19 protein-coding genes and 1 pseudogene are annotated in these 26,620 nt (G+C 52.7%); 9 read left to right on the forward strand and 11 right to left on the reverse strand.

What is annotated here, in order from left to right:
• The first annotated feature begins 65 nt into the window (after positions 1–65).
• Positions 66–2,042, forward strand: coding sequence for a DUF5995 family protein (locus EHT87_RS02670; RefSeq protein WP_124903570.1), 1,977 nt, complete (start codon positions 66–68; stop codon positions 2,040–2,042).
• A gap of 18 nt (positions 2,043–2,060) precedes the next feature.
• A complete protein-coding gene (locus EHT87_RS02675) occupies positions 2,061–4,037 on the forward strand; it encodes an adenylate/guanylate cyclase domain-containing protein (RefSeq protein ID WP_124903572.1) in 1,977 nt (658 codons plus the stop codon).
• A 50-nt stretch (positions 4,038–4,087) separates the two neighbouring features.
• On the opposite strand, the gene EHT87_RS02680 is transcribed toward EHT87_RS02675, so the two are convergent.
• From EHT87_RS02680 to EHT87_RS02690, 3 genes are all read right to left on the reverse strand, one after another.
• Positions 4,088–4,312, reverse strand: coding sequence for a hypothetical protein (locus EHT87_RS02680; RefSeq protein WP_124903574.1), 225 nt, complete (start codon positions 4,310–4,312; stop codon positions 4,088–4,090).
• A gap of 332 nt (positions 4,313–4,644) precedes the next feature.
• The gene (locus EHT87_RS02685) at positions 4,645–5,505 is read right to left on the reverse strand and encodes a sugar phosphate isomerase/epimerase family protein (protein ID WP_374756022.1); all 861 of its coding nucleotides are present in this window, start codon (positions 5,503–5,505) and stop codon (positions 4,645–4,647) included.
• A 25-nt stretch (positions 5,506–5,530) separates the two neighbouring features.
• On the reverse strand, positions 5,531–8,020 hold the full coding sequence (locus EHT87_RS02690) for a glutaminase family protein (protein ID WP_124903578.1): 2,490 nt from the start codon (positions 8,018–8,020) through the stop codon (positions 5,531–5,533).
• 344 nt (positions 8,021–8,364) lie between these two features.
• On the opposite strand from EHT87_RS02690, the gene EHT87_RS02695 reads away from it, so the two are divergent.
• The 3 genes from EHT87_RS02695 to EHT87_RS02705 all read left to right on the forward strand — a co-directional run bounded on the left by EHT87_RS02695 (position 8,365) and on the right by EHT87_RS02705 (position 11,714).
• Positions 8,365–9,357 (forward strand): NADP-dependent oxidoreductase, encoded by a 993-nt coding sequence (locus EHT87_RS02695; protein ID WP_124903580.1) that lies wholly within the window; start codon positions 8,365–8,367, stop codon positions 9,355–9,357.
• Complete coding sequence (locus EHT87_RS02700; RefSeq protein WP_124903582.1) at positions 9,344–10,261, forward strand: helix-turn-helix domain-containing protein; 918 nt, start codon at positions 9,344–9,346, stop codon at positions 10,259–10,261. Before EHT87_RS02695 ends, EHT87_RS02700 begins: the two co-directional genes overlap by 14 nt.
• A 208-nt stretch (positions 10,262–10,469) precedes the next feature.
• Complete coding sequence (locus EHT87_RS02705) at positions 10,470–11,714, forward strand: lytic transglycosylase domain-containing protein (protein WP_124903584.1); 1,245 nt, start codon at positions 10,470–10,472, stop codon at positions 11,712–11,714.
• Here EHT87_RS02705 and EHT87_RS02710 read toward each other — a convergent pair whose 3' ends face one another.
• From EHT87_RS02710 to EHT87_RS02725, 4 genes are all read right to left on the reverse strand, one after another.
• Positions 11,715–12,752 (reverse strand): DUF4249 domain-containing protein, encoded by a 1,038-nt coding sequence (locus tag EHT87_RS02710; RefSeq protein ID WP_124903586.1) that lies wholly within the window; start codon positions 12,750–12,752, stop codon positions 11,715–11,717.
• A 37-nt stretch (positions 12,753–12,789) separates the two neighbouring features.
• Positions 12,790–13,791 carry a DUF4249 domain-containing protein gene (locus EHT87_RS02715; protein ID WP_124903588.1) on the reverse strand — a complete coding sequence of 334 codons (1,002 nt, stop codon included), beginning with the start codon at positions 13,789–13,791 and terminating at the stop codon, positions 12,790–12,792.
• Positions 13,791–16,148: a TonB-dependent receptor gene (locus tag EHT87_RS02720; protein ID WP_124903590.1), complete on the reverse strand. Its 2,358-nt coding sequence runs from the start codon at positions 16,146–16,148 to the stop codon at positions 13,791–13,793. Before EHT87_RS02720 ends, EHT87_RS02715 begins: the two co-directional genes overlap by 1 nt.
• Positions 16,149–16,236: 88 nt before the next feature.
• Positions 16,237–17,565, reverse strand: coding sequence for a cryptochrome/photolyase family protein (locus EHT87_RS02725; RefSeq protein WP_124903592.1), 1,329 nt, complete (start codon positions 17,563–17,565; stop codon positions 16,237–16,239).
• Between the two features lie 208 nt (positions 17,566–17,773).
• On the opposite strand from EHT87_RS02725, the gene EHT87_RS02730 reads away from it, so the two are divergent.
• Positions 17,774–18,856 (forward strand): complex I subunit 1/NuoH family protein, encoded by a 1,083-nt coding sequence (locus EHT87_RS02730; protein ID WP_124903594.1) that lies wholly within the window; start codon positions 17,774–17,776, stop codon positions 18,854–18,856.
• A 56-nt stretch (positions 18,857–18,912) separates the two neighbouring features.
• Positions 18,913–20,181: a DEAD/DEAH box helicase gene (locus tag EHT87_RS02735; RefSeq protein ID WP_124903596.1), complete on the forward strand. Its 1,269-nt coding sequence runs from the start codon at positions 18,913–18,915 to the stop codon at positions 20,179–20,181.
• On the opposite strand, the gene EHT87_RS02740 is transcribed toward EHT87_RS02735, so the two are convergent.
• Entirely contained in the window at positions 20,178–21,113 is a 936-nt protein-coding gene (locus tag EHT87_RS02740; RefSeq protein ID WP_124903598.1) for a hydrogen peroxide-inducible genes activator, read from the reverse strand. The two genes, EHT87_RS02735 and EHT87_RS02740, sit on opposite strands and share 4 nt — an antisense overlap.
• Positions 21,114–21,367: 254 nt before the next feature.
• Here EHT87_RS02740 and hemH point away from each other — a divergent pair, with 254 nt between their 5' ends.
• Positions 21,368–22,432 (forward strand): ferrochelatase, encoded by a 1,065-nt coding sequence (gene hemH / locus EHT87_RS02745; RefSeq protein ID WP_124903600.1) that lies wholly within the window; start codon positions 21,368–21,370, stop codon positions 22,430–22,432.
• 53 nt (positions 22,433–22,485) lie between these two features.
• A pseudogene (locus EHT87_RS31715) lies at positions 22,486–22,737 on the forward strand (Uma2 family endonuclease); the annotation flags it as partial.
• 80 nt (positions 22,738–22,817) lie between these two features.
• On the opposite strand, the gene EHT87_RS02755 reads toward EHT87_RS31715, so the two are convergent.
• The 3 genes from EHT87_RS02755 to EHT87_RS02765 all read right to left on the reverse strand — a co-directional run bounded on the left by EHT87_RS02755 (position 22,818) and on the right by EHT87_RS02765 (position 26,619).
• Complete coding sequence (locus tag EHT87_RS02755; RefSeq protein ID WP_124903602.1) at positions 22,818–23,330, reverse strand: OsmC family protein; 513 nt, start codon at positions 23,328–23,330, stop codon at positions 22,818–22,820.
• A 32-nt stretch (positions 23,331–23,362) separates the two neighbouring features.
• The gene (locus tag EHT87_RS02760) at positions 23,363–23,635 is read right to left on the reverse strand and encodes a DUF4242 domain-containing protein (RefSeq protein ID WP_124903604.1); all 273 of its coding nucleotides are present in this window, start codon (positions 23,633–23,635) and stop codon (positions 23,363–23,365) included.
• Positions 23,636–23,724: 89 nt separating this feature from the next.
• The gene (locus EHT87_RS02765) at positions 23,725–26,619 is read right to left on the reverse strand and encodes a TonB-dependent receptor (protein ID WP_124903606.1); all 2,895 of its coding nucleotides are present in this window, start codon (positions 26,617–26,619) and stop codon (positions 23,725–23,727) included.
• Position 26,620 lies beyond the last annotated feature (1 nt).

Below are 26,620 nucleotides of genomic sequence, written 5' to 3' on the forward strand. Positions count from 1 at the left end.
AGAAGTTGGAAATGAGTTACTAAAATAGTTATTTGTAGTAACCTTAACGCTCCTCTTTCCTTACGATGAATAGCCCTTCAGTTGCTACCTGGACCGATGAATTTCTGTGGAGCAAACGACGGATGGGCGACCCGCTCGCCGACGAAACCATTGCCGCCATCCTGCTCGACAACCAGAAAGGCGAGATCGATCAGATTTTCCAGATGCTGGTTCAAAACCGCAACTTTCCGAACCCGGCGTTTGACGTTTTGCCGGATCGGTTGAAACAGATCGTGGAAGATTATTTTGTCAAAACCCGGCAACTTCCCGATTGGGCCGAACCGTTCAAGCTGATGGTGGCGGCCGATGTTTTTAAACAATACGGTCCCAAAATTCTGCTGCTGCTGCTCTGCAAATCGCTGCCGCTCTGTTACACCTGCTGGCGCGGGGCCAAAGTGCTCTACCGCACGGGTCGCCTGCGCGTACACGACGGGTCGCTGGATTCGTTCACCCGGCGGCTGATGGAAACCGCTCAGTTTGTGGTTAACATGCTGACTTTGAATGGTTTCGAGCAGGACGGATTGGCCGTTGTCTCCATCCAGAAAGTTCGGCTCATCCACGCCGTGATCCGGTATCACGCCCAGCAGCACCATTGGGATGTTGAAAAATACGGTGTTCCGATCAACCAGCAGGATCTGGTCGGTACGCTGCTGTCGTTTGGCGTGGTCATCATCGACGGCCTGAAACAGATGGACATCGAGTTGACACCCGAAGAAAGCGAGGCTTATCTGCACCTCTGGAAAGTGGTGGGGCACATGATCGGCGTCGATGACGACCTGAATTCGGAAAACGAAGCCGATTGCCGGCACCTGATGAACGCGATTCTGGAACAACAGGCGGGGCGCTCGCCCGACGGCGGTCGCGAAGGCGCGGAACTGACCGACGCCTGTATCGATCTGATGAATTCCCGGCTGTCGTTTGGCCCGTTTCAGCGGTTGTCGCCCCTGTTTGTCCGGTTTTTCATTGGCGACCACTACGCCGATCTGCTCGAAGTGGCCAAAGACGATGACGAAAACGATTCGCCGGTGATGAACGCCGTTCAGTGGCTGGACAAGGGATTTCGTTCCGTCGGCGACCGGCATTTGTTGATGGGCGCGGTGGGCCGGGCCTTCAGCAACCAGATGATCGATCTGGTGCTGTCGTATCACAACGGGGCCAAAAGCGAGCAGTTTTACCTGCCGTCGGCGCTGACTGACACCTGGCAAACTGAAACGCCGGACTTCCGGATTCCGCCCGCCGAGCGCATCGATGAGGTGATTTTTTACCTGGACAAAGTGGCCCGGCACCTGCGGTCGCAGAACAATCCGATGGGTTTGTTTGCCGCCATCTACAAACTGGTTACCCAGCGGGTTGCGGAAGGAATCCGGTTGGGGTTGTTTGAAAATCCGGTGGAGATGGAGCGGGTCGATGTGGGCTTCGGCAACCGGTATTTTGAAGCCCTTAATCAGTACTTCGACGGCAAACCCGCGTCGGCTCCCTGGCAACTGTCGTTCGATGCCGCCCGGACGGTCATTACGACCGACCAATACATCTTTTCGGCGGCCAATGCGCATATTTCATTCGACCTGCCGATTGTGGTTGCGGAAGTTTATAAAGGAAAAAACATCGATTTATTCAAGAACGATTTTGCCCAAATGAACGAATTGTTCGACGATATGTACGATCAGATGAACGATAATGTGGGCCGGGTCTTTCGACCGTTTGGCACGTTCGTAACCTATTTTTCAGACAAGATTAAAAACATCGAACGATCCGTTATGAAGCAGGGGCGCGATCTGGCCTGGGAAAAAAGCGTCGGGTTGCATCAATCGAAAAGTGAAACCGAACGGCAGCAACTTTTGGCCCGACTGGAAGCGGATTCGGCTAAAATGGGAAAGCTGGTGGCCCGGCCACCCTGGTTTTTGCGGGTGCCGCTGACCTATGTGGCCCGGAAAGAATTCGGCACCACCGCCCACAAAGTCGATGTGATGTTGCGAACAGCCCTGTTACCCACTGTTTCCTGAACGGAAAACCCCGAAACGATGACGCGACTTTTACCGATTTTGCTGGTATGTCTAGTATTGATTGGCCGCGCGGAAGCCGAACCGATTCGGATCCGCGACCTGGCTCAGGCCTACAACGTCTTTGAAGCCAGCGAGCTTTTAGAGGTAAAAACCGGTACGGTATCCATTGACGATTTGGTGCAAAACCCGGCAAAATTCCGTTTTGTTGCCGCCCAAAACCGGCTCATCAAGCCCAAGGAACACCAGTTGGGCTATTGGTTCCGGTTCCAGATTACGAATGAGACCGATCGGGAGTTATTCCTGCAGTTTATCTATGCCGGAACCGAATTGATGCGAATTTATGAAACCGCCGGAAACCGGGTTTTGGCCGTTCAAAAGCTGGGAAGCCTGCAGCCCGAAACGGGTGAGCCGTTCCGCAAAAGCATCCTGTTTTGCCCCATTCAGGTCCGCAACGGACAGACCCACCTGTTTTATGTGTACATGGAGGGAATCAACGCAACGGCATTGCCTATCTATGCCCTTTCGACGGCCCGGCTCCTGGAAAGCCAGCATCGCTCCGATTTATTTTACGGCATTTACTACGGTATTATCCTGATTATCATTGTCTACAGTTTGATTATGTACGCCCGTTTGCAGGAAGTGGGGAATCTGCGATACGCCATCTGGGTGTTCTTTATCGGACTACAAATGGCGTTGTTCCGCGGCCATACCAGTGAATTTTTCTGGCCCTCGAATCCGTCCATCGAGCGGTATGCCACCGCCCTGGCATCAGTCACGGGCGTGCTGCACATTCTGTTTACGCTAACCTTTCTTCAGCTCCGGTTGCTGGCACCCCGGTATTACAAAGTGGGTCTTGGCATTCTGGGTCTTTACCTGATCAGTTTCGTAATGAATGTGTTGGATGTGAGCCTGGATCACAGCCTGGGCCGGCAGATCGACATTGTGCCCTTGATCGTTTTGGTGGAGGGCGTGTTTAGTGTGGCCGCCGGGATTGCCACGCTGCGCAAAGGATTTCGTCCGGCTTTGTTCTACATCGTTGGAAATGTGTTTTTCTACGTCGGCATTTTCGTTTTTCTCCTGTATTCGTTCGGCCAGTTGCCCTACGGTTTCTGGACGTACGAAAGTATTCACCTCGGGGTTGGGATCGAAATCATTTTCTTCGCCGTGGCCCTTACCTACAGCGTCAATCTGCTGAAAAAACACCGGCAGGAAGCCGAACGGGAGCAGATTCGTCTCCTGGTGGAAAACAAGCGCCTGGTTACGGAGCAGAATGAGATTCTGGAACACAAAGTGCAACAGCGTACCGAAGAACTTCAGGAAGCCAAGCAGCGATCGGAAGAGTTGCTGCTCAACATTTTGCCGTCGGAGGTGGTTGAAGAACTCAAGCTGACCGGCACATCGAAGCCCCGCCGGTTTGAGCGGGTGACGGTTTTGTTCACCGATATCAAGAACTTTACCAGCATGGGGGAGCGGCTTTCGCCGGAAGAACTGGTCAGTGAAATCGATTTTTATTACCGTTCATTCGATGACATTCTGAGTCGCTACCGCATCGAAAAAATCAAAACCATTGGCGATGCTTATTTGTGTGCTGGCGGATTGCCGGTGATCTACCCCGAAAACCCGGTTGAAGTGGTTCGGGCGGCTTTGGAAATGCGGACGTTCATGCTCCGCAACCAGCAGGAACGACGAGCCCGGGGGCAGCAGCATTTCGAGTTTCGGATTGGGATTCATACCGGGCCGGTGGTGGCCGGGATTGTGGGTGTTCGCAAGTTTGCCTACGACATCTGGGGCGATACCGTCAACACGGCGGCCCGCATGGAACAGCATGGCGAAGTGGGCAAGGTCAACATTTCAGCTGCCACCTATCAACTGGTGAAAGATCATTTTCAATGCAAATACCGCGGGAAAATAGCGATAAAGAATAAGGAAGCCGTGGATATGTATTTTGCGGAGGAGATGATGGAAGTGATTGAAAAAGACCTCAAAAACAGCTGAATCGTTCAAAATGGGTTGCCTAGCAAGATTCAAGCCAAAATTGGGCAAAGCTACTCAAAAACCGCACGAACTACTTCTGCAATCACTTTATACCATAGAAACGCAAACCCTAAAGCTACCAAAAGTATGAGAAACCATACGCCTGCTTTAGTGATATTGAGTTTAAAAGGCCTGCGTTTGCGGTATTTTGCCATTTTATGAGTACTGGGTACGGCTTCAATTTTAGTAACCCCAATCAGGTTAATTGCTTCATTGAAAACAGTTTTAGTAATCATAAGATCGTGTCGATAGTAGAGTTGACAATTGAATAGGCTGGTATATACTGCATCCCAAACTTTGTGCCATCTTTATCCAACAGTGCTATGATTCTTCGATTTTTTGGTTTTACGCGCTACTTTAAAGCACTCAGGCGACCAAAACCGGTAACTTTAGGTTAATTGACTTTGTTACAAAATTAAGTGGAATTGACGAGCTGCCTGCACCGAAGGATAAGTACTGCCAACCGGTCAATAAAATTGGAACCTACGCGATGGGCAATTAAAAAGTCAGGAGGAAGTCACCTGAGCAACTTCCTCCTGACTGCTGAGGAACCCATACACTACCGACCTTATTCCGTCAAATTCTTCAGATAAGCGATACTTTTCGGTAGCTGATAACTCCAGATATTGCTTTCGTCTTCAATAAAATAATGCTTGATTCCGACCTTCCTGGCGGTTTTCAATACCATCGGCATATCAATCTGACCTGTTCCCAGAATCACATCGTTTTCCTGGGGCGTGTTGCCGGTGAAGTCACCTTTTACCCCTTTTTTGAGGTCTTTCAAGTGCATCAGCTTCCAGCGGTTACCGTATTTGTTGAGCAGCTTAACCGGATCCGCACCGCCGTGGGTGGCCCACAAAATATCCATTTCGAAGGAAACGTAGTCGGGATTGGTGTTTTTTACGATGTAATCGAACAGCGTTCCGTCTTCATACGGCTGGAATTCGAAGCCGTGGTTGTGGTAACAAAACGTCAAGCCATTTTCTTTCAACACCTTGCCAACGCGATTGAAATCTTCAACGGCTTTTTTCGCGTTTTCCAACGTAAAATTACCTTTCTGATGCGGAATCCACGCGCACATAACAAACTGGGATCCCAGCTCTTTGGCTTTCTGAACAACCTCCATCGGATCTTTCACCAGTTGCTCATAACCGGCACCCGTACCCGGAATTGAAATGTTCCGATCCTTCAGCATCTTCTTGAATTCCTCGGTCGTTACGCCCTTTGGAGTGCTACCTTCCATTTCGGTGATGCCCAATGATTGGATGGTGTCCAGGGTCGCAGCAACGCCTTTCGGGAAGCTGTTGCGGTAGGTATACGACTGAACGCCAATTGGAAAGGTGTAAATTTTCTTGCCCGACTGGGCATAGCCGTTGCCGCCAGTGAGCAGGACGGTGGCCATCAGTGCTAACGAAATGTGGGGTTTCATCATGGGTTTAGTTAGAAAAAGTGAATTAATGAAGTTGATCGCTTAACAGCTTGATAAAATAACCGCCCACCACGGAACGCGCCTGGAAACCCACCTGTTTGCCATCGGTCGTTTCGTGCCAGTCGCACAGCGGGACCCGACTGGGGGTTTGGTCCGCGTACTTAAAAATCGGCACAATCAATTGCTGGAAATCCTGCGGATTGGTGGCAATAGTGGCCGTCCAGATGATCCAGTCGGATTTGGTATACGTCCGGCGGCTGTCCAGCGGAAGGCCGAAGGGTTGCTGTTTGGTGAGGTAATACCGGATTTCTTTTTCGGCTACGTCCGACGGGAACACCTTCAGAGCCAGTAGTTTATCCCAAACCAGGTTGTATTTCTGGCTCCAGCTTCCCTGCGGTTTGTCGAACGTCAGCGCGTAGTGGTCGCCATCCTGCGCCATCTGAACCCACTTTTGCGCCAGTTCGCGCGCCAGTTTCAGATTTTGTTCGCCCACGTCGGATTGCCCCAGTTGGTTTGCCAGATACCCGTACGAGGCAATGCCCATGATGGCTTTGATGCTCAGGTTGGCATTGCGGGCGAGGTGACCGGCAAAATCGTCCGTGCAAAGCTGGTTGGAAGGATCAAAACCTTCTTTCTTAAGAAAGTCCACCCAGGTGGTCAAGGTTGACCAGTGTTGTTTGGCAAAGCCGGCGTTTTTCTCCGTTGCAGCAATGGCTGCGGTCAGAATCAACATGTTGCCACTCTCTTCCACCGGCATATCTTCGCCATAGGTCTGGCCGTTCGCCAACGGATACGTTCCCACATCATGAGCCGCAAACGGTTTGGTCCACCTTCCACTTTCGGAATACTGGAAAATCGGCTCCATCATGCCCTTCAGCAACGTAGGATTATAAATCAGAAATAACGGTGCCGACGGATAAGTGACGTCCACGGTTCCGATGGAGCCGTTGCTAAAATTTTCTTTGGACAGAAACAGCACTTCGCCTTTCGGACCCGCCACGGTTTTGTGGGCCGCAATGGCTTGCCGGTAGGCCAGCTGGCAAAGACCGGCATACTCTTTTCCGCCCGATTTCTCGGCGTCAGCATAGAGCTTTTGATCGAACTGACGGCATTTTTCCATTAATTGGCTGTACCCTTTCTCCACCGCTGCCAGCATCTTTTCGGCGGTCATGGTTTCATCCCGGCGCCACCACGCCCGCAGATTCTTGCCAAAATAGTTGACCGAGTAGAGATCATCGTACCCCAGAATGACGTGAGCGGTTTTTGGCGTTTGTGTCACGGTGCCCAGCGATTGCGAAACGGCCAGTGACCGGTTGTCGGCCGTAGTGGGCTGATTGGCTTCATCGGTTACGTTGCCCTGGCCTACAAAGCTGCGAAACAAAGCCGCGGGTTGCCCAATTCCCGTCTGCGTGGTTGAAGCCGTCGGAGCTGCCAGCAGGGCATATCCCCAGTCGATCCGGACATCATCGCCTTTGCGCCCCAGAATGTTCTGCTCGGTAGTACCGATGGACAAAACCGTCAGCCCGTCGGCCGACGATCGTTTGCCGACAACTTTCTGCATCGGCTGATGGACGCTGAGCAGGCCGGAAGCCGCCGTGTAGACCTGAACCGGATGCGGCTTTCCGTCGGTTGACTGGGCGGTGTAAGTCAGGTAAGAAGCCGGGCGGGTTGCCACATCCAGGTCATCCAGCAGGAGCGGTGTTGTAAAGGTTACGGTCAGGGCGACCGGGCCAGCGGCAAACTGGTATTCCGTTTGGGTTGCCTGAACTTTTGCGCTCAGTTGCCGGGCCAGCCCCACGGGAGCACCCAGATTGACCTTCCGTTCGTCGACCAGTCCCACATCCACATAGCCGCCCCCGGACGGGTTGATGCAGCTGACAGCCAGCACGTTCGCGCCTTTTTTTAACGCCTTTCGGGCTTCGGGAGAAAGGGGGAAAACCTTGTAATCGCCGATGTAACCGTGACCGCTATCGAACGCTTTAACGCCATTGATGTAAACCACCACATCGTTGTCATGACTCAGGTATAAAACCGGATTTTCGAAATTTAAATCGGAAACATTCACCGTCCGGCGGTACCAGACTTCCTTGGTTTTCCAGAGCGTTGCGGGTTTAACCGGATTGCTGGACGCGCCGTCGCCAATCGGAGCCTGTCCGGTTTTCCAGTCACCGGAGGGTTTAAAGCCTGATTTTTCCCAGCCTTCGTCTGGTTTCTGAAACGTGTAGACCAATTCATACGCCGTTGTTTGCGCGGTCGGAATGACGGTTTTGAGCGTCGTCATCGGAGCGCCCATAAACCGGTAGGTCCGGCCATCGACGCGAATCAGGCCGTCGAGCGGCTGGTTTTTGCCCGTCCAGTGGCGGGTGGGCGACTCATTGAGTTGGTCCGTAAACGCCCAGATGCTGGTATAAGGGTCAATCGTTACCAGGGGATAAGCGGGGGGGCGCTGAGCCAGAGCTGATAACCAGATGGTACTAAGAAAAAAGAAAACAAGACCGAAACCGCGCTTTCGCATGGGGAGACTAGTTAGTTGAGTGCAATTTTAACCCGGAAAGATGTCACTACCGTTGAATGGTGCGAATGTAGTATAAATCATCGGATGATCGTTTTCTACTTGGCACGAAAAGATTAGAGCAGGAGGGACGTTTCAATTCTCCGCTTCTGCAAAGACTATGGTGGAAGAAGTCTGCATGGGTGCCCACATATAGCCAGGAAAAACCGATCTCAACCAGCAACGGAAAAATCGGAAACTTCCCGACTCCCTCAAACCGGCCGGAATTTAGACTAAACCAAAGGGCATTTCGGCTAAATCTGTTTTGAAAGCAATGCAGACCTTTGCATGAACATAAACAGAGAACGATGAAAGCAATCCGAATTCACGAATTTGGCGGACCAGAGGTGATGAAGCTGGAAGAGGTGGACCGCCCTGTTCCGGCAGACGATGAGATTTTAGTGGCCGTGTACGCCAGCAGCGTAAATCCTGCCGATTACGTTATCCGCCAGGGCGGAAATGAGGTTTTGCGGTCTTTCCTGAAGTTACCTCTGGGTTTGGGGTTGGATGTCGCCGGTGTAGTGGAAGAAACCGGCAGGGAGGTAACCGGTTTTAAAAAAGGTGACAAAGTCTACGGGGTTCCCAATTTTCCCGGCGATGGAAGTTACGCTGAATACATTGCCGCGAAAGCAAGCCAGTTTTCGTTAATGCCGCGCCACCTTACCTTTAACGAAGCCGGGGCGCTTCCGTCCTGTGCGCTTATTGCCTGGAATGGTATCGTGGATTTGGGGTCTGTTCAGCCGGGGCAGCGCGTGCTCATTCACGGGGCGGCCGGTGGCGTAGGCAATCTGGCGGTGCAGTTTGCCAAAGCAAAAGGAGCCTATGTGATCGGAACCGCATCGGCTTATAACATTGATTTCCTGAAGGAATTGGGGGCCGACGAGGTGATCGACTACCGCAGTCAAAACTTCGAAGACGTGGTGCACGCTATTGATCTGGTCTTCAACGCTACGCCCATTCGGGATAACAACATCCGATTAAAATCGGTTGATGTAGTAAAGGAAGGCGGCCTCTTTGTCTGTACGCACCTCGATCAACCCCTATCCGATGAGTTGCTGCAGGCACTTGCCAGAAAGAATGCCACCGGAACCCTGGTGGGCGGAGGCAGTATAACCACCTATACGTCATCACTGAGCGGTACCACCCAACTTATCGACGAGGGAAAAGTGAAAGCGGTGGTGAGCAAAGTGTATTCGTTGCACCAGGTGGCCGAAGCCCATCGCGAAAGCGAAACCAAACACGTGCGCGGTAAAATTGTACTTGAAATCAGAAAGGAAATCAAACCGGGTGAAGCGTTTTAAAACCATCAGCGAATTTCTGCAGTTCAGGCAACTTCCCAAACCGGAGCACCCTTTGATCGGTGTGTTTAAAGTGGAGTCGGTTGAAATTGTAAAACTGAGCGAACCGACAACCTGTATTTATGATTTCTATTGCATTGGTCTGAAAAGAGTGGCCAGTTCCGATGAAGTTAAATTAAAATACGGACAGCAGACCTATGATTATGATGAGGGTATTTTGTCCTTTATCGCGCCCAATCAGGTGTTAGGTCTGGCGGTTGACAAGAGCGTTTCACAACTCAAACAATCAGGGTGGATGCTGCTCATCCATCCTGATTTTCTGTGGAATACGTCCCTGGCCAAAACCATCAAGCACTATGATTTTTGGGGTTACTCGGTCAATGAAGCCTTGTTTCTATCCGAAAAAGAGGAAGCCGTCCTGGTCGATATCATCAAAAATTGTCAGCGGGAGTGCCAGGCGAATATCGACAAGTTCACGAAAAGCATCATCATTTCGCACCTTGAAACACTGCTCAACTACGCCGACCGGTTTTACCATCGGCAGTTTATTACCCGGGAGAAATCCAGTCATCAGCTGCTGGAACGTTTGGATCATCTGCTGAGTGCGTATTTTGACCAGGAAGATTTAATCTCCAAAGGACTGCCAACTGTGGGGCATATCGCCCAATCCTTACAGGTGTCTCCCAAGTATTTAAGCAGTGTGTTAAAAGTGCTGACCGGACAAAATACCCAGCAGCATATTCACGAAAAGCTGATCGAAAAAGCGAAAGAAAAGCTGTCGGCCACGGAGTTAACCATCAGCGAAATTGCTTACGAACTAGGATTTGAGCATTTACAATCATTTAGCAAGCTGTTCAAAGCCAAAACGAATCAGTCACCGCTGGAGTTTAGAGCGTCCTTCCATTGAAGTGTACAAAACACCGCTCGCTCGACCCGGTTTCGTATTCCCGGCAGTAATAACGGATGATTACCAGGCTCGCCAGCCTCCACGAATCGGGTCGGGTTAGCTTCGGCAACACCCCAGAAATCGTGACCGCTTCGTAAAAACCGCGCGTGAAATGAACACAAACTCGCCGATGAGCGTTCTTGTACATTGACAACCAGCGTTCTAAGGCGTGCATCAACACCGGCTATTTTTTTCGATTACCCTCATCAGTCTCTTCAGCACCATCGTCGACACGGCGGTTTTTGCTCAACGTACTCTAAACAAAAACCAACGTAAAACGCCCGTCCGAACGGTTTCGGTGCCTAAACCGGCCGCCGTAAATTTCTGCGGGGAGCCCGTTCCGATCGAAAGCGGGTCCGTTGCACACAACCTGGCGATTGCCCTCATGCGCAATGTGTCGTCGCAAAACTACCTGATCAGCTTCCGCCGTCGGGCCATTGCGAACTATTTTCCGATCATTGAACCCATGCTGAGGAAATACCGCATTCCCGACGATTTCAAATACCTGGCCGTGGTCGAGAGCGGACTGAAAGCCGATGCGGTTTCGCGAAAAGGGGCGATGGGCTACTGGCAACTCATGCCTGAAACCGCCGATGAACTCGGTTTGAAAGTGACGGACAAGGTGGACGAACGCAAAGATCTGCTCAAATCGACCGACGCGGCCTGTCGCTACCTGCGGATTCTGTACCGAAATCTGGGTTCGTGGACGATGGTCGCGGCTGCCTACAACGGCGGTATTGGCCGGATGCAGTCGCACATGAAAAAGCAGGGCCAGAGCAATTATTATTTTCTGTCGATGAACCCCGAAACGAGCGATTATCTCTATAAAATCGTGGCTGTCAAGGAGTTTTTTCTATTTCCGGGCCAGTACCTGACCAGCAATCTGATGGCATCGGCGGGGAATTCGTACGAGCGCGAGCGGGCCGAAGCCCAGGCAAAAGGACTGATTCCGATGGAAGAACCCGAGCCCGTCGGAATAGCCATTGAACCCAAAGAAAGCATGGAACTCCGGTTTGAAACCGCATCGGTGGATAGTCTGCTGGGAACCTTGACGAAGTTAAAAGCCACAAATGCGGTTTTGTTCAAAGGTGAAGTGGAAGCCGAACTGATCAAACCGGGCAAGGTGGCTGTCGGGCAAATGTGGCAATTCAGACTGACAAAGGGCGTTCAGATTGGCGATCAGAAGTTGGATAAAAATGATTGGCTGTATGCGGTTGTGGACGATATCGACCGGCAATCAGGTCAGATTTTTCTGCGTTCCACCAAGTTAGTGTCCGATACCGATAAAAAAGCGTATCCGTTAACCCTGATTTGCCTGAATCCGCAAACCGGTCTGGCGGGCGTTCCGTTGCCGAAAGCCGACCAGCTCAAACCGGGCGGCCGGGTCTGGACGGTGGGTTGGAAAGTCTTGTAATTATTGCCAGCCCGGCGGTTCCACAACCGGCGTTTGAAATCCATACGTATAGCGGCAATCGCCCTGCGGAACAATAACGGAACTGATGAAGCCGTAAATTGCCGTGCCGTAGGTAGCATCACCCCGTTCCCGAAACCGTTTGCGGGCCACTGCCGACGCGCCAAAAAAGCCCAGCGCCTGCTCGCTGGCATCGCTGGCATTGGTGATGTTGCCGGTAACGGAAGCGGGCAAGGGGTCGAAAATGGTGCCGGTGCGGGATTGCTGTTCCTTAAAAAGTTTCCAGAATTGATAGGCCGCCGGGGTCATGCTGTACTGCTGCACCTCAACCAGCGTTGGCCCGGGCGTATAGATGGGTGTGCGCATCACAAGCTGCTGGCGCAGGCGGTTTCCGTCGATACCGTTGTCTGACAAAATGTTGATGTCCTGGCTGGTATACTGCACCCAGCACCGATCATAGCAAATTCCCGGACAACCCAGGCAACACGGTATGCCGGTTGACCGGCGGGCGGTGTAGGCATACGCCGTCCAGCGGTATTGATTGGGCTGGGACTTCGGATCGGTGGCGTCTAGATAAAAGTAATATTGATACGGTAGCGCCACACTTTCGGTGGGCGTAAACCGGGCGTAGACGCTGTCGATACCTGGAACGGCGGGCATTTTTTCGGGTGCCGAAGCGTAGGTTTTTCCGTTCGATAACCGAATGGTCAGCGTGTAGGTTCGGCCCGGTTGCCCAACGAAGGAGGAATCCGTAGACCGGTAATAGCCAGGATTAACGCCGTCGTGCACCATTGGAGTCGTGTGACCAGCATCGTCTTTTAAGGTGACGGTTGCATTCGTAACCTTCTGATCCTGTGGATTTTCCTGGTCGAATGCGAAACTGCCGGAATAGGAAAGCCGGACGCTGTAAGGTGGTTTTTCATTGGTAATCAACCCGTCGACCACCAGTTGGGGCGGTTCATTGCGGATGGGCAGCGCCACTTTGTCGATGCAGGAAAGCAGCGCGGAGATGATGACCAGAAATACAATCAACTTATTCATTCTTGATTTTTTTAAATTCCCTGGATTGGTCTGTAGATCATTCACTGAAACCGGGAGGATCAATCTTTAATTCAGAAAAACAGGGATCGGAGCAGCACTGACGCCCGTTGGCCATCAGGGTGGTCAGATATTGTTGTAACTGAGGCTGGTACACGTCTTCCCGATACGATTTAATCCGTTTTACGGTCACTGCGGACGCCCTGAAAAATCCCAGACCACGCTGTTCCGGCTTATTCTCCTGTCTGATATTTCCGATCACCGAAGCGGGCAGCGGGTCGAAAATGGTGCCGGTTCTTGACTGCTGTTCCTGAAAAAGCCGGTAAAACTGGTAGGCCTCTTTGGTCAAACTGTACTGTTTCACTTCTACAAAATGCGGCCCGATGCTGCGAATGGGAGACTTAATGACCAGTTTTTTTCGGATCTCCCGGCCATCGATGGCTTGATCTGCCAAAATAGTGAGGCCCGGACTTTGGGTTTTTACCCAGCAATACTCGCGTGGGCCGCCCTGCACATTGTAAGACGTGGCCGTCCAGCCGTAAAAATTCGGTTCGGTGGCCGGATCTTTGGTATCGATATAAAAAAAGAAGCGGTAGGTATCGATCAGGTCGGTTTCGCTTCGATTCAATTCGGCATAAATGGTGTCGATGGGAGCAACCGGCTGCATGGTTTCGGGCTGCGAAACGTACCGGGTGCCATCGTTCAGCCCAATCTCAAGGGTATACGTCCGGCCCGGCTGACCAACAAACGATAAGTCCGTAGTCTGATAATTGCCGGGTTGTGTTTCTCTCAAGGCCGTTGAATGCCCGGAATCATCACGAATCCGGACGTTGGCAGCGCGTACCATCACATCCCGCGGAGTTTCGCCATCGAACGTAAAGCTTCCGGAATACGATAGCCGGACGTTATAAGGCGGTTTTTCGTTCGTGATCAGCCCATCGACCACCAACTGCGGAGTCTCGTTACGGATCGGCAGGGAGACCTGATCGATGCACGAAACCAATCCGATTAGCAGCGCCGTGGTTAGAAAAAACCGCTTCATCAGAAATTAAAATTATACGTAACCGACGGAATGATCGTGCCGAATACCGCCAGCCGGTACGCATCCGTTCGCGCGTTCGAGCGGTTGAAATAGACCGAATACGGATTTTTGCGGGCGTAAACGTTGTAAATTCCGATGGTCCAGATGCTGTAGCGGGTTTGGCGGTTGCTCAGGCGCGTGTCTTTCGAGAAAGCCATGTCCAGTCGGTGGTAATCCTGAACCCGGTCGGCGTTGCGTTTCGAGTAATTCAGCGTCGGCTGGTTGGCAAAAACGTACTGGCCGTCGGGGTAGGTGGCCGGAACGCCGGTGCTGTACACAAAGTTGGTCGTAAACGTCCAGTTGTAGCGCATCGCCAGCCGGGTTTGCACATTCAGGTTGTGCGGTTTGTCGAAATTTGACGGGTAAAAAGCCCCCTGATTAACCTGCAACTCACTAAAAGCCGTTTGCACCGCAACCAGCGATCGCGCGTACGAATAATTGAACTGCCCCGTCAGCTTACCTTTGTTTTTGGCAACAGACAATTCGACGCCATACGCCTTGCCGTGCGCTCGCAACAAATCCGTTTCCAGCCGTTCGTTCAGGAGCAGCGTGGCGCCGTTGCGGTATTCGACCAGGTTATCGATGTTTTTATAATACCCTTCTATGGCCAGCTCGATTGCGTTGTCGTTCAGGTTCTTAAACAATCCGATGGCGAGTTGATCCGCCACCTGAGCAGGCACATACGAATCACTCACCTTCCAGAAATCCGACGGCGTAATGGCGGTGGTGTTGGAAATCAAATGGATGTATTGCCGGTTTCGGCTGTAGTTCAATTTTATGGAAAGGTCCGACGCCAGTTGCATCCGTAAACCCAGCCGGGGCTCCCAGCCACCGTAGGTCTGGATGGTTTTTCCGTCGCCATAAACCGTTGAATCGAGCACGGTTTCGGGCGTTCGGGGGGCCTGTCCGGCGTAGCGATACACCGTCTGGGGGCCGAGCTGACTAAACGAAGAATACCGCAAACCCGCCTGTAGCGTAATCGCCGGAGTCAGAATCCATTCCGTGTTGACATACGCGCCCAGTTCGCGGGCGTTTTCGGGTTCCAGGCGTTTGGGATTGATGCTGGAATTGGCCCCGGTCGGCTCCTGATCGCCTTTCTGGATTTTATACAGGATACCGTTTACTCCAAGCTGTAGTTTGTGCTTATCGAACAACGTATAAAACAGATCGGCTTTGGCTTCACGGTGCTGGATATAGGACGTCAGCCGGAAGGTGTAGCCCTCGGTTTCGCCATCGACATGGTATTGATAGCCAGAGTATAACGCATTGATATTCAGTTGTAAATTCCGGCTTAACAAACCGCTCCACCGGCCCGACACGACGTTCGACTGCCAGCCGTAGGTGGTGTCGCCCGGAAACTTGAAGTGGTCCACACTGCGGTAGGCCGACAGCGAAAACGTGTTGGCGGCATTGGGGGAGTAGTTGAGTTTGAGGTTGCCATCGTAGAAAAACGCCCGGCTTTCTTTGGCCGCACTGCGCTCCGGAAACGACTTCAAGATCCAGTTCGGATAGGCAACCCGACCGGCGGCCATCAGCGTCAGCCCTTTGGCAATTGGGCCGTCGACCACCACGCGTCCGCTGATCGGACTGATTCCGCCCGACAACCGCCAGCGTTCGCTGTTTCCGGCCCGGGTGTTGACCAGCAGCAACGACGAAATCCGGCCGCCGTACTGCGACGAGAAACTGCCTTTGTAGAGGTTAACATCCTGCACCACGTCCGAACTGACGTTGGTATAAAAACCGAGTAAATGCGAGGTGTTGTACATCGGTGCACCGTCGAGCAGCACCAGATTCTGGTCGGTGCGGCCCCCGCGGACGTTGAAACCGCCCGCGCCTTCGCCCGCCGTCGAAACGCCAGCCTGTAGCGTGAGGGCTTTCAGGATGTCGGGTTCACCCAGCACCACGGGCATTTTTTTCAATTGCCGGACATCCAGCTGAATCTGACTCATGCGGATGTCCTTCACATTCTGGTCGGCGCGTCGCTCCCGAACTTCCACTTCGTCGAGTTCGAAAGTTTGGGAAATCAACCGGAAAACCGCCGTTCGATTCGCGTTGACTACGATGAACGGACGATCGGACTTGAAGCCCACTGCCGAGAGGTTGATGTGGTAGGATCCGGGGCGCAGCGAAACCGTAAAGCGACCCTGCTCATCGGTGGTCGTCCCCGCGCCGGATTCAACCACGAAGAGGCTGGCTCCCACGACGGGAAGAGCGGTATCGGCCCGCATAACGGTACCGCTCAGCGTGACCCGTTGAGCGATAAGTTCCTGAAAGCTGAGTAGTAAAAAAACGGAACAGAAAAGGTAACGGTTGAGCATGCAAAGGGCAGATGGGTTGTATTCGTATAGACACCAAAACGAGCTTGTACGTTGTAATGATCCAAGATACAATTTTATTAATGCAATTTTACGCCATTTTCCCTGCCAAAAGCCCTTTTTTGTAAACTTCTATTGCCCGGTTTCGCGCCATCGTATGCTCGACCATCGGGGGAACATAGTCGAGCGAATTAAATTCGGGTACCCACCGCCGGATGTATTCGCCTTTCGGATCAAATTTCTGCGCCTGTAACGTTGGATTGAAAACCCGGAAATAGGGGGCGGCATCCGTGCCCGAACCGGCCGCCCACTGCCAGCCGCCGTTGTTGGCCGAGAGGTCGTAGTCGCGGAGTTTTTTGGCAAAATAGGCTTCACCCCAGCGCCAGTCGATCAGCAGGTGTTTGCACAGAAAACTGGCCGTAATCATTCTGACGCGGTTGTGCATCCAGCCAATTTCGTTGAGTTGCCGCATACCGGCATCGACAATCGGGTAGCCCGTCCGGCCTTCGCACCAGCGTTGAAATTCGGCTTCGTTGTTGCGCCACGGAATGCTGTCATATTCCCGGCGGAACGAATTCGTTTCGACGTGCGGAAAATGGTCGAGCACCTGAAAATAAAAATCCCGCCAGACCAGTTCGTTCAGAAACGTAAAGTTGAGTTTCCGGGCGGTTCGGGCCAGTTCCCGGATGCTGATGGTGCCAAAACGGAGGTGGATGCTCAACTCGCTGGTGCCTTTGATGGCCGGAAAATCGCGGGTTTCCTTGTAATTTTTGAGCACATCCGACGGGACGGTTTTGCCCGGAAACGGTTCATTCAGGGGCTTAAACCCCAGTTCTTCCAGCGTTGGAATCGGCTGGGCATCGCTTTTCAGGAAGTTGCGGAAGTAGCTTTCGGTCGGATATGATTTGAGGTAAAAATCATTCAGCTTGTGGTGCCAGTTGCGGCTGTAAGGCGTAAAAACCGTGTAGGGCGATCCGCTGCCGGTTAGCACCTCGTCGCGGTCGAAGATGGTCTGGTCTTTATAAGCATAAAATTCCGCGCCGTTTTCATAGAGCAGATCGGCCACCGATTTGTCGCGCGCTTTGGCGTATCCTTCGTAATCGTAATTGGTGTAAACTGCCTGAATGTCAAAGTCTTTCAGTAAGTCTTTATACACCTCCAGCGGTTTTCCGTAACGAACTACCAGTGACGTTCCGAGTTTCCGAAACTCGGTTTGCAGGTCCAGAATGGTGTTGTAAATGAACTCCAGCCGACGGTCGTGTTTGTCGTCGAGCGCGTCCAGAATGGTTTGATCGAAAATGAAAACGGGCACAACCGGCAGGCCGCTGCGGAGGGCATGATACAGCCCCGCATTGTCGTGCAGGCGCAAATCCCGGCGATACCAGAACAGGGCCACAGGTTCAGGCGATACGTTTGTCATACGATGGGGTTTTTCTGGGCAACGGTCGGTTGAATAAAAATGTTTGCCGTACCGACGAACCGGGCCGCGCAGGCTTTAGTCCGTATTTTAACAGTACTGACAGCCTTAAGACCGTAAAATTAGGCCAAGCTGCCTATATTTGACTGTTGATGAAAATTTGAATGCTCAGGTCTCAAACGCGGACTAAAGTCCGTGGGTACATACGAATATGCTCGCTCTTCCGATATTTTTAGTCATTGCGGTTAGTTTTGTGGTGGTTGGCGTTTACCTCGAACGCAAGGTTTCGGCTTTCATTCAGGACCGGTTGGGCCCGATGGAAGTGGGGAAATACGGCCTGCTGCAGCTGATTGCGGATTTGCTGAAACTGCTTCAGAAAGAGGATATTGTGCCGAAAGCCGCCGATCGAAAGCTGTTTCTGCTGGCTCCGCTGGTGATTTTTGCGTCGGTTTTTGCGGGATACGCCGTGATGCCGCTGACCCCCGATTTGCAGGGTTCGACCACGGATGTCGGCGTGTTTTACCTGATGGCGATTGTGTCCGTCGATGTGATTGGCATCCTGATGGCGGGGTGGGGTTCCAACAACAAGTATTCACTGTTTGGGGCCATGCGGTCCGTGGCCCAGATTGTTTCCTACGAAATACCGCTCGGCCTGACGATTCTGTGCGCCGTCATGGTTTGCCAGACACTGAATTTGCAGACCATCAGTTTTCAGCAGGGCATTTATGCGGAAGAAACGAATTACCTGTTCGGTCTGAAAGCGCTGGGCATCGACGTTACGAACTGGGGCGGTATTTTTAGCTGGAACATTCTCCGCAATCCGTTTCTTTTGATTGCCTACATCGTCTTTTTCATCACGACCCTGGCCGAGAGCAACCGCGCGCCGTTCGACTTACCCGAAGGCGAATCCGAGCTCGTTGGGGGGTACAATACCGAATACAGCGGCATGCGGTTTGCGCTTTTGATGCTGTCGGAATACGCCATGATGCTGCTGGTTTCGTTTCTGGGGGCCATTTTATTTCTGGGAAGCTGGAATACGCCCCTGCCGAACCTCGGCCCGGTTCGCCTGGCCGACTGGACCAGCGGATTACCGGGCACGGCCTGGGGGAACATCACGGGGGTCTTCTGGCTCTTCTCAAAAGCCATGCTGGCGGTGCTGGTACAGATGTGGGTTCGCTGGACGCTGCCCCGGGTGCGGGTCGATCAGATGATGTTCCTGTGCTGGAAAGTGCTGACGCCAATCGGGTTGATCCTGCTGCTAATCTCGGGCATTTGGCGGTTGTTGATGGTGTAATGGCACTTTATTTGTACCGAAACAGTTGTACACGTATAAGTACCAAAATTCAACACATGTCTTTTACCAAATTATCGCTCATCGAGCCAATTCTGAAGGCTCTGAGCGCCGAAGGTTATACCACTCCCACACCCATACAGGAACAGGCCATTCCCATTTTACTGGAACGTCGGGATTTGCTGGGTTGTGCCCAGACCGGCACCGGCAAAACGGCCGCTTTCGCCATTCCGATTCTACAAATCCTGAGCGCCGAAAAAGCCCCGGACCGTGGGCCCCGCCCCATAAAAGCCCTTATTCTGACGCCTACCCGTGAATTAGCCATCCAGATCGGTGAAAGTTTTGCCGCCTACGGCAAATATCTGAACCTGCGTCACACGGTTATTTTTGGGGGTGTTCCGCAACATTCGCAAACGCTGGCCCTCAAAGCGGGCGTCGACATCATGATTGCCACGCCGGGCCGGTTGCTCGATCTGATGAATCAGCGGTTTGTCCATTTGCAAAACATTGAACTGTTCGTGCTCGACGAAGCCGACCGGATGCTAGACATGGGATTTATCCATGACGTCAAAAAAGTAATTGCCAAACTGCCCGCGCAACGTCAGTCGTTGTTTTTCTCGGCCACCATGCCGCCGGACGTTTCTAAATTAGCCGATACCATTCTGAGAAAACCCGTTCGGGTGGAAGTGACGCCGGTTTCTTCGACGGCCGAAAAGGTGAAACAGGCGGTTTATTTTGTGGACAAAACCGATAAAAAACGCCTGCTGATTCACCTCCTCAACGACAAAGCCATTGCCTCGGCACTGGTGTTTGCCCGCACCAAGCACGGTGCGGATAAAGTCGCCAAAGATCTGGTGAAAGCCGGTATTCAGGCCGAAGCCATCCACGGTAATAAGTCGCAAAACGCCCGTCAGCGCGCCCTGACCAACTTCAAAACCCAGCAAACACGGGTTCTGGTCGCTACGGATATTGCCGCGCGGGGAATCGACATCGACGAACTCTCGCACGTGATCAATTACGAACTGCCGAACGTTCCCGAAACCTACGTACACCGCATTGGCCGCACGGGTCGGGCGGGTCACGACGGAATCGCGCTGTCGTTCTGCGATGCGGAAGAAAAAGAATATTTGCGCGATATTAATAAGCTGATTACCAAAGCCATTCCGGTGATCGATAACCATCCGTATCCGATGGAAACCGCGGCTGCCTCATCGGGCACGGGCCAATCGGCACGGTCGCAATCGGGGAGTGGTTCCAACGGAAACCGGAGCGAATCCGCCGGAAATGATTTCCGGGGCGGTAGCCGCCGGCGGTTTGGACGCCGTTAAATCCCGACGACGGTATTTTTTTTCTTCGTAGTCAGTTCGGCGGGCAAATGGGTTACTATTTCCTGTTTTAACGCATCGATCAGTTTCCGCTTCAGAAAACTGCGGTGCATCACCAGACTGACTTCCCGCACCGGCTGTGGAGCCTCGAAAGGCCGGGTGCGGGCCTTCCGGACATTGTCCATGTCAATCGTCGCCAGGTAGGGGAGAAGCGTAAAACCGTCCTGTTTGTCAATCAGCTTGATCAGTGTTTCGAGCGAACCCGTTTCGTACCGCAACGGTTGACTTCCGTTTAGCCGTTTATCCGTACCGCAAAGGCTAACGACCTGATTCCGAAAGCAATGACCTTCCGTCAATAGCCATAATCCATCGGTTTTCAGATCGGTGGCCGAAATGGTGGTTTTTTGAAAAAGCGGATGCGAGTTGGCCGCATACACCACAAACGGTTCGTAAAACAGCGGAATTTCCAGCAGCCCATTCTCGTCCAACGGCGTTACGACGATGCCCACGTCGATGAGTCCGTTTTTCAGCCGCTCCAGCACCTGCTCCGTCATCATTTCCTGAATCTGCACCGTCACGGCCGGGTAGTGGTCGATGAACTGGCCGATGAAATACGGCAACAGATACGGTGCCAGCGTTGGAATGATGCCCAGCCGTAGTTCGCCACTAAAATCTTCTTTCGACTCTTTCACGATTTCCGGAATCCGGCGGGCGGTCCGCAACACATCACGCGCCTGATTCAGAATAAGTTGCCCGGTTTCGGTCGGGACAACGGGTTGCTTAGACCGATCAAAAAGTAAAACACCCAACTCGTCCTCCAGCTTCTGAATTTGCATACTTAGTGTCGGCTGGGTTACGTGGCAATGGTCGGCGGCAGTGGCAAAATGGCGGTAGGTATCAACGGCAACAATGTATTCTAACTGCGAAAGTGTCATGAACGGATGGGTACGATGGTTGGAAATGGCTGGGACGGTTGAATGGCTTAAAATGGTTTGAATGGTTAAAGATGGCTGGAATGGTTAAGAGTCGTTAACCGGACAACCATCTTTAACCGTTTAACCATTCCAGCCATCCCAACCCTTTTTAACCCTCTAATTAATATCGATTATTTCGATGTAAAAATAAAACATATTGATTGAGTTGATACCAATTCCGTTGTAATTTTGATTTGTCAATCAAGTTATTCGCTATGGAAGTGCCTGTTTTGCAGCAATCAATACCCGTTCAGAAACAGCCCGGTAAAACCGGCGTTCTGATTGTCAATCTGGGGACGCCCGACAGCCCATCGGTGCCGGATGTCCGTAAATACCTCCGCGAGTTCTTGATGGACGGCCGGGTGATCGATATTCCGGTTGTTTCCCGTACGTTTCTGGTCAATGGGATCATTGCGCCTTTTCGCGCCCCCAAATCCGCGAAAGTATACCGCGAAGTGTGGACCACAAACGGCTCTCCCTTAAAGTATTATGGTGAAATAGTGGAGCGGGAACTGCAAAAAGCGCTGGGCGACGATTACGTGGTCAAACTGGCGATGCGGTATCAGAATCCAAGCATCGATGCCGGGCTTTCGGCGTTTCAGCAACTGGGTCTGACGGAGATCATTGTCATCCCGTTTTTTCCGCAGTATGCCTCGGCCAGCACGGGTTCGGTGTATGAAAAAGTGATGGAAATCGTGGGGCAATGGCAGGTGATTCCGCAGATCCGGTTCACCAACCGGTTTTCCGATCATCCCAAATTTATCGAAGGATTTGTCCGCCTGGGCCGTAAATACCTGGAACGGGAGGAATATGATCACATTCTGTTCAGCTACCACGGCTTGCCCGAGCGCCAGATTCTAAAGGGCGACGTTACCGGAAAGGTGTGTAAACTGGGCGATTGCTGCGATTCGTTACACGCCATGAACCAGTATTGCTACCGGGCGCAGTGTTTCGACACCACCCGGCGACTGGTACGGGAACTGGGCATCCCGGAAGGAAAATACACGACCTCGTTCCAGTCGCGGCTGGGGAAAAATCCCTGGATTCAGCCTTATACGGATGAAGTGATTCCGCAACTGGCGCAGAAAGGCGTCAAACGGGTGCTGGCTTTTTCGCCCGCCTTCGTGGCCGACTGTCTGGAAACGATCATCGAAGTGGGCGTGGAATACCGGGAACTGTTCGAGAAATTTGGCGGAGAACACTGGCAACTGGTCGAGAGCCTGAACGACAGCCCGATCTGGATCGAAACGCTGGTCGATTTGGTAAAACGACCGGCTTAATAGCAGATTTTCACTATATTGACAGCTAATCCAGTTGTCATTTAGAGGTATTTTCTCCCTCAACTAAAGGGTACGATAAACGCAAAAAATTTAGATTATACCGTCAAATACCGTCTTTTCGTCAATACGTTCAAATTAGTCCCGACAGTGTCTTGGTTGAAGTATTTACGAAAATGGAAGATAACTTGTGGAAAATCTCTTCTTATTGGAAATGGGCTCATACCGTTCGACTTGAATCCGTCGATGCGGAGATTCCCATGAGCGAGATTTACCTCGGCCTTGATGTTCGGGAAGACGAAGAGTAGAGAAGGCCCGCTCAGCAGCGGGCCTTCTCTCATTTAAACCGTCAGATAAAGCATCTGAATTGACCCCTGATCCCTTGTGTTCACATCGACTTAGTTGAAAACCGGGTTTCCACGGAGACACCCCGGGTCAGCGTCTGGTAAACCACGCAATACCGCTCGGTCAACCTGGCCAGCGTCTGCAGCTGTTCATCCGTTGCGTCCGTATTCAGATGGAAAGACAACCGGATGGTTTTAAAACCGACGGGTGCCTCCTTTGAAACGCCCAGCGTTCCGCGAAAATCCAGATCGCCCTCGGCGCTTATCGTGCCGTCTTTCAGGTCGATACCGATGGCCGTCGACACCGCGCGCAAGGTCACACCGGCGCAGGCAACCAGCGCTTCCAGAAGCATATCGCCCGAGCAAACCAGCAGACCATCGCCCCCCGTTGCGGGATGCAACCCGGCTTCCACCAAGGCGCGGCCGGTTTCCACTTTGCACGAAATGCCTTCGCCTAGTTTTCCCGTTGCTTTCAGCGTTAGAATCGCGGATTCGGGTTGCGCCCGGTATTGATCCTTGAGTGGCGCCTGTCGGTTTCTTAGTTCGTCTGAATTCATGTAGCAAGGTAACCAATTGTTGAAATAACGAATCATTCGGCCGTTACCGGGTCGATAATGACCGAAACTTCCATGATCGAATTGGCCGGAAAACCGCCCTGCCGGGCGTGCTCCCGTACCATTTCTTTGTTTGGAGCATTGTAAACGCAATACAGTTTATCCGTTGCCACATAGCTATGAACCCACTGAATTTGAGGCCCCATTTTGGTCAGCACGTTGCAGGACGTTTGTGAAATGGCTTTTAATTGGTCGCCGGTTAAATTTCCGGCTCCCGGAATTTCCCTTTCAATGACATACTTAGGCATGATCGTTAATTTTTGGTTGAATACATAATTGGCCTTTCGGCTTCGTTCCGTTTTTTTGAGTGGTTTCTGGTCTCCACTGGACAGGTATACTAAAATGTAAGATTGATGCGTCCAAAAAGAAACCGGCCATTGAAGCCGAACTGCGTAACCGTCCGGCTGTAGAGAAACCGGCCATTCGAGGTGTTGTCGAGGTTGCCCGAATACCGCGTCGCGGGGTCGCCGGTCAGGTTTGTTTCGCTGTTTCGGGGGTTGAGATAGGCCCGATCCGGGTACACATCGAACAGATTGGTTGCGCCAAGGGTCGCCGAGACGGTTTTTAGAAACCGGTACGTCACGGTGAGGTCGGTGACCCATTTGGCCGAAAAAGTCTGGTCGTTTTCCGTTGGATACGGCACGCCATCCACAATCCGCGGTTTTCCGTCGGTGGTAAACGGGTCCGTCGTGCTCAGGAACGTCACTTCGCCGAAACGCAGGGCCCGGATCAGGAAATCCCATTTCCCCGTTGTAAGCCCGCCACTGAGGTTGATTTTGCTCTTGGGAACCGACGATTCAAACCGCGATTGTTCGGTTCGGTCGAAGAGCCGGGCGCGCAGATCCGGATTGGTTTCAAGGGTGCTGGACCCTTTGATCTGGGTCACTTTCGTCTGGTTGAAGTTGGCAGCCGCCGAAAGTGTCAGGCTGTTTCTGGCGATGCGGATGCGGTCGGTTAACACCACATCCAGGCCCTGCGTCCGGGTCGAAATGGCATTGGTGAAAAACTGAACGCTGTTGATCTGCTGGTTCGGGTCCACCGTATTCAGAATGGTGTTGACGGTTCCGGTGGGGGCGGTTTCGCGGACAAACTGGCTTGAAAAAACAATCCGGTCTTTGATGGCAATCTCGTAGGCATCGACGGTAAAGGTTACGGTTTTACCCAATTGGCCCGCCAGACCCAGGCTGTAACTCGTCGCCAGCTCGGGCTTCAACGAGCCAACGCCGAACTGCCGGACGATGCCGTTGTCGTTGTTGACCGTGAGAATCTGACGGGGTACGTTGTTGACAAACTGCGTGCTCTCGTTGTTGAAAAACCGCTGGTGGAGCGACGGAGCCCGAAAACCGGTCGCCACCGCGCCCCTGATCGAAATGGCTTTGTAAACTGTAAACCGCCCCGTGGCTTTGTAGGAAAAGTTGTGGCCAAAATCGCTGTAGTTTTCGTAGCGACCCGCAACACCCAGCAAAAACCGGGGGCCAAATTCGGCTTCCAGATCGGCATACAACCCCTGGTTATTCCGCGATTTGGTCAATGCGTTCGCTGGTTTGAAACCCGGAAACACCTGCGCCCCGGCCGCGGTGAAGGCCGTTCCGATTTTGCGACCCTCGATTCCTTGAGACGGCTGACCGAACGAATACGACAACTCGTCTCCTGCCTGAATCTCGTACGAGTCGATTCGGAATTCGGCCCCGAAAGCGGTATTCAGGGCGGTTAAAATACCACCGGCTTCGTGCCGTTTGCTAACATCGGCGTTGATGGTGTTCTGGGCAAAACGCAAGGTTCCGGCGTAGAATTCGGTGGGGCTCGTTCCGGTCGGCAGGGATGCGTTGACCGTGTTGGTGATGTCGAAGCGAATGCGGTTTTGCCCAAACGTATTACTCAGGTCGTAATGCCAGCCGCCCGCCAAACCGCGCAGCCCCGCCGATGCGGAAAGGTCCTGAACACCGGTATGGATAAAAGGCAGAAAACCGTTGGGATAAAGAGTCAGATCGACCTGCGTACTTTGCGACGGAAGCCGGTAAAAACCGGCCGCTTTGCCCTGTTTGTCGGTGAAGCCGGTTTGAAAATAGACTTCGGCGGTTTTTTCGATTCCGAACGCACCGTTGACCAGAAAACCCAGGTTCCGGACGGCGGCATTGCCGACCCGCATATTGTTGCGGTCCAAACCGGCTGCCTGGGCCCTGGCATCGTCGTCGGCCTTTAGAACCCGGTAGCGGGTCCCGAAGTCGGTTTCGGATTCATTCGCGCCCCGCGTGGGCAGGTTGCTATAGAGAAGCGGCCGCGTGTCGATGCCGCCCCGGTTGGTAGCGCCCCGGTCGAGGTACTGGGCTCCGAAGCTGATGGAACCGCGCCGACCGATGCGGAATCCTTTGCTCAGATCGAACTGCGTCGTTGCCCCGTCGTTGAAGTGGCGGCCCAGCGTATGCGAAGCGTGTTGTCCGTACTGCAAACTGGCCGCCCAGGGGGTTTCTTTTTTGAGCACCACATTGATTACTCCGGCAATTGCGTCGGAACCGTATTGAGCCGCAGCACCGTCGCGCAGCACTTCGATGCGCTCGATGGCCGCCACCGGAATGGCGTTCAGGTCCGTCCCGACGGTTCCACGTCCGAACGTGCCGTTGATGTTGACGAGCGCCGTGGTATGCCGCCGTTTTCCGTTGACAAGCACCAGCACCTGATCGGGGCCAAGGCCGCGTAACGACGCCGGATCGATGTGATCGGTGCCGTCGGACACGGTTTGACGATTTGAACTGAACGAAGGTGCGGCATAATTCAGGATCTGGGAAAGGTCGGTCTGGGCGTAGGCTTTGAGTTCCTTCGAACCGATCACATCGACGGGTACGGGCGTTTGGATGTTGGTTCGGGCGGTTTGCGCCCGTGATCCGACAACGATCACCTCGTTGAGGCTGGCCCGGGACTCGGTCAGGCTGATGTTTATGGAAACCGTTGTTTCATCCTGAATCTGAACCGGTTCGCTCCGGGTTTCGTATCCAACGAAGCTATACCGCAGGGTGTGGCTGCCCGGACTCAGGCGCAGGGAATACGAGCCGTTGGCGTCGGTTGTTGTACCGGTTTGGGTGTTGAGTCCCACGATGCTAACGCCACGGATGGGCCTTCCCGAAGCGGCATCCGTGACGCGTCCCCGAACGGTTTGCGCCCGAGCCGCCATACTTAGTAATAAACCGATCACTACCTGAAGCTGCGTAATTTTTGCTTTTTTTAAGAGGTTCATA

It is taken from the genome of Larkinella knui, assembly GCF_003858645.1.
Lineage (GTDB): Bacteria > Bacteroidota > Bacteroidia > Cytophagales > Spirosomataceae > Larkinella > Larkinella knui.

Excerpts from the sequence above, each read along its gene's own strand:
- EHT87_RS02710 (WP_124903586.1), bottom strand. The coding sequence starts at position 12,752 with ATGAATAAGTTGATTGTATTTCTGGTCATCATCTCCGCGCTGCTTTCC.
- EHT87_RS02670 (WP_124903570.1), top strand. The coding sequence starts at position 66 with ATGAATAGCCCTTCAGTTGCTACCTGGACCGATGAATTTCTGTGGAGC.
- EHT87_RS02720 (WP_124903590.1), bottom strand. The coding sequence starts at position 16,148 with ATGCTCAACCGTTACCTTTTCTGTTCCGTTTTTTTACTACTCAGCTTT.
- EHT87_RS02740 (WP_124903598.1), bottom strand. The coding sequence starts at position 21,113 with ATGACACTTTCGCAGTTAGAATACATTGTTGCCGTTGATACCTACCGC.
- EHT87_RS02725 (WP_124903592.1), bottom strand. The coding sequence starts at position 17,565 with ATGACAAACGTATCGCCTGAACCTGTGGCCCTGTTCTGGTATCGCCGG.
- hemH (WP_124903600.1), top strand. The coding sequence starts at position 21,368 with ATGGAAGTGCCTGTTTTGCAGCAATCAATACCCGTTCAGAAACAGCCC.
- EHT87_RS02755 (WP_124903602.1), bottom strand. The coding sequence starts at position 23,330 with ATGAATTCAGACGAACTAAGAAACCGACAGGCGCCACTCAAGGATCAA.
- EHT87_RS02735 (WP_124903596.1), top strand. The coding sequence starts at position 18,913 with ATGTCTTTTACCAAATTATCGCTCATCGAGCCAATTCTGAAGGCTCTG.
- EHT87_RS02765 (WP_124903606.1), bottom strand. The coding sequence starts at position 26,619 with ATGAACCTCTTAAAAAAAGCAAAAATTACGCAGCTTCAGGTAGTGATC.
- EHT87_RS02675 (WP_124903572.1), top strand. The coding sequence starts at position 2,061 with ATGACGCGACTTTTACCGATTTTGCTGGTATGTCTAGTATTGATTGGC.
- EHT87_RS02760 (WP_124903604.1), bottom strand. The coding sequence starts at position 23,635 with ATGCCTAAGTATGTCATTGAAAGGGAAATTCCGGGAGCCGGAAATTTA.
- EHT87_RS02685 (WP_374756022.1), bottom strand. The coding sequence starts at position 5,505 with ATGAAACCCCACATTTCGTTAGCACTGATGGCCACCGTCCTGCTCACT.
- EHT87_RS02695 (WP_124903580.1), top strand. The coding sequence starts at position 8,365 with ATGAAAGCAATCCGAATTCACGAATTTGGCGGACCAGAGGTGATGAAG.
- EHT87_RS02715 (WP_124903588.1), bottom strand. The coding sequence starts at position 13,791 with ATGAAGCGGTTTTTTCTAACCACGGCGCTGCTAATCGGATTGGTTTCG.
- EHT87_RS02730 (WP_124903594.1), top strand. The coding sequence starts at position 17,774 with ATGCTCGCTCTTCCGATATTTTTAGTCATTGCGGTTAGTTTTGTGGTG.
- EHT87_RS02690 (WP_124903578.1), bottom strand. The coding sequence starts at position 8,020 with ATGCGAAAGCGCGGTTTCGGTCTTGTTTTCTTTTTTCTTAGTACCATC.
- EHT87_RS02680 (WP_124903574.1), bottom strand. The coding sequence starts at position 4,312 with ATGATTACTAAAACTGTTTTCAATGAAGCAATTAACCTGATTGGGGTT.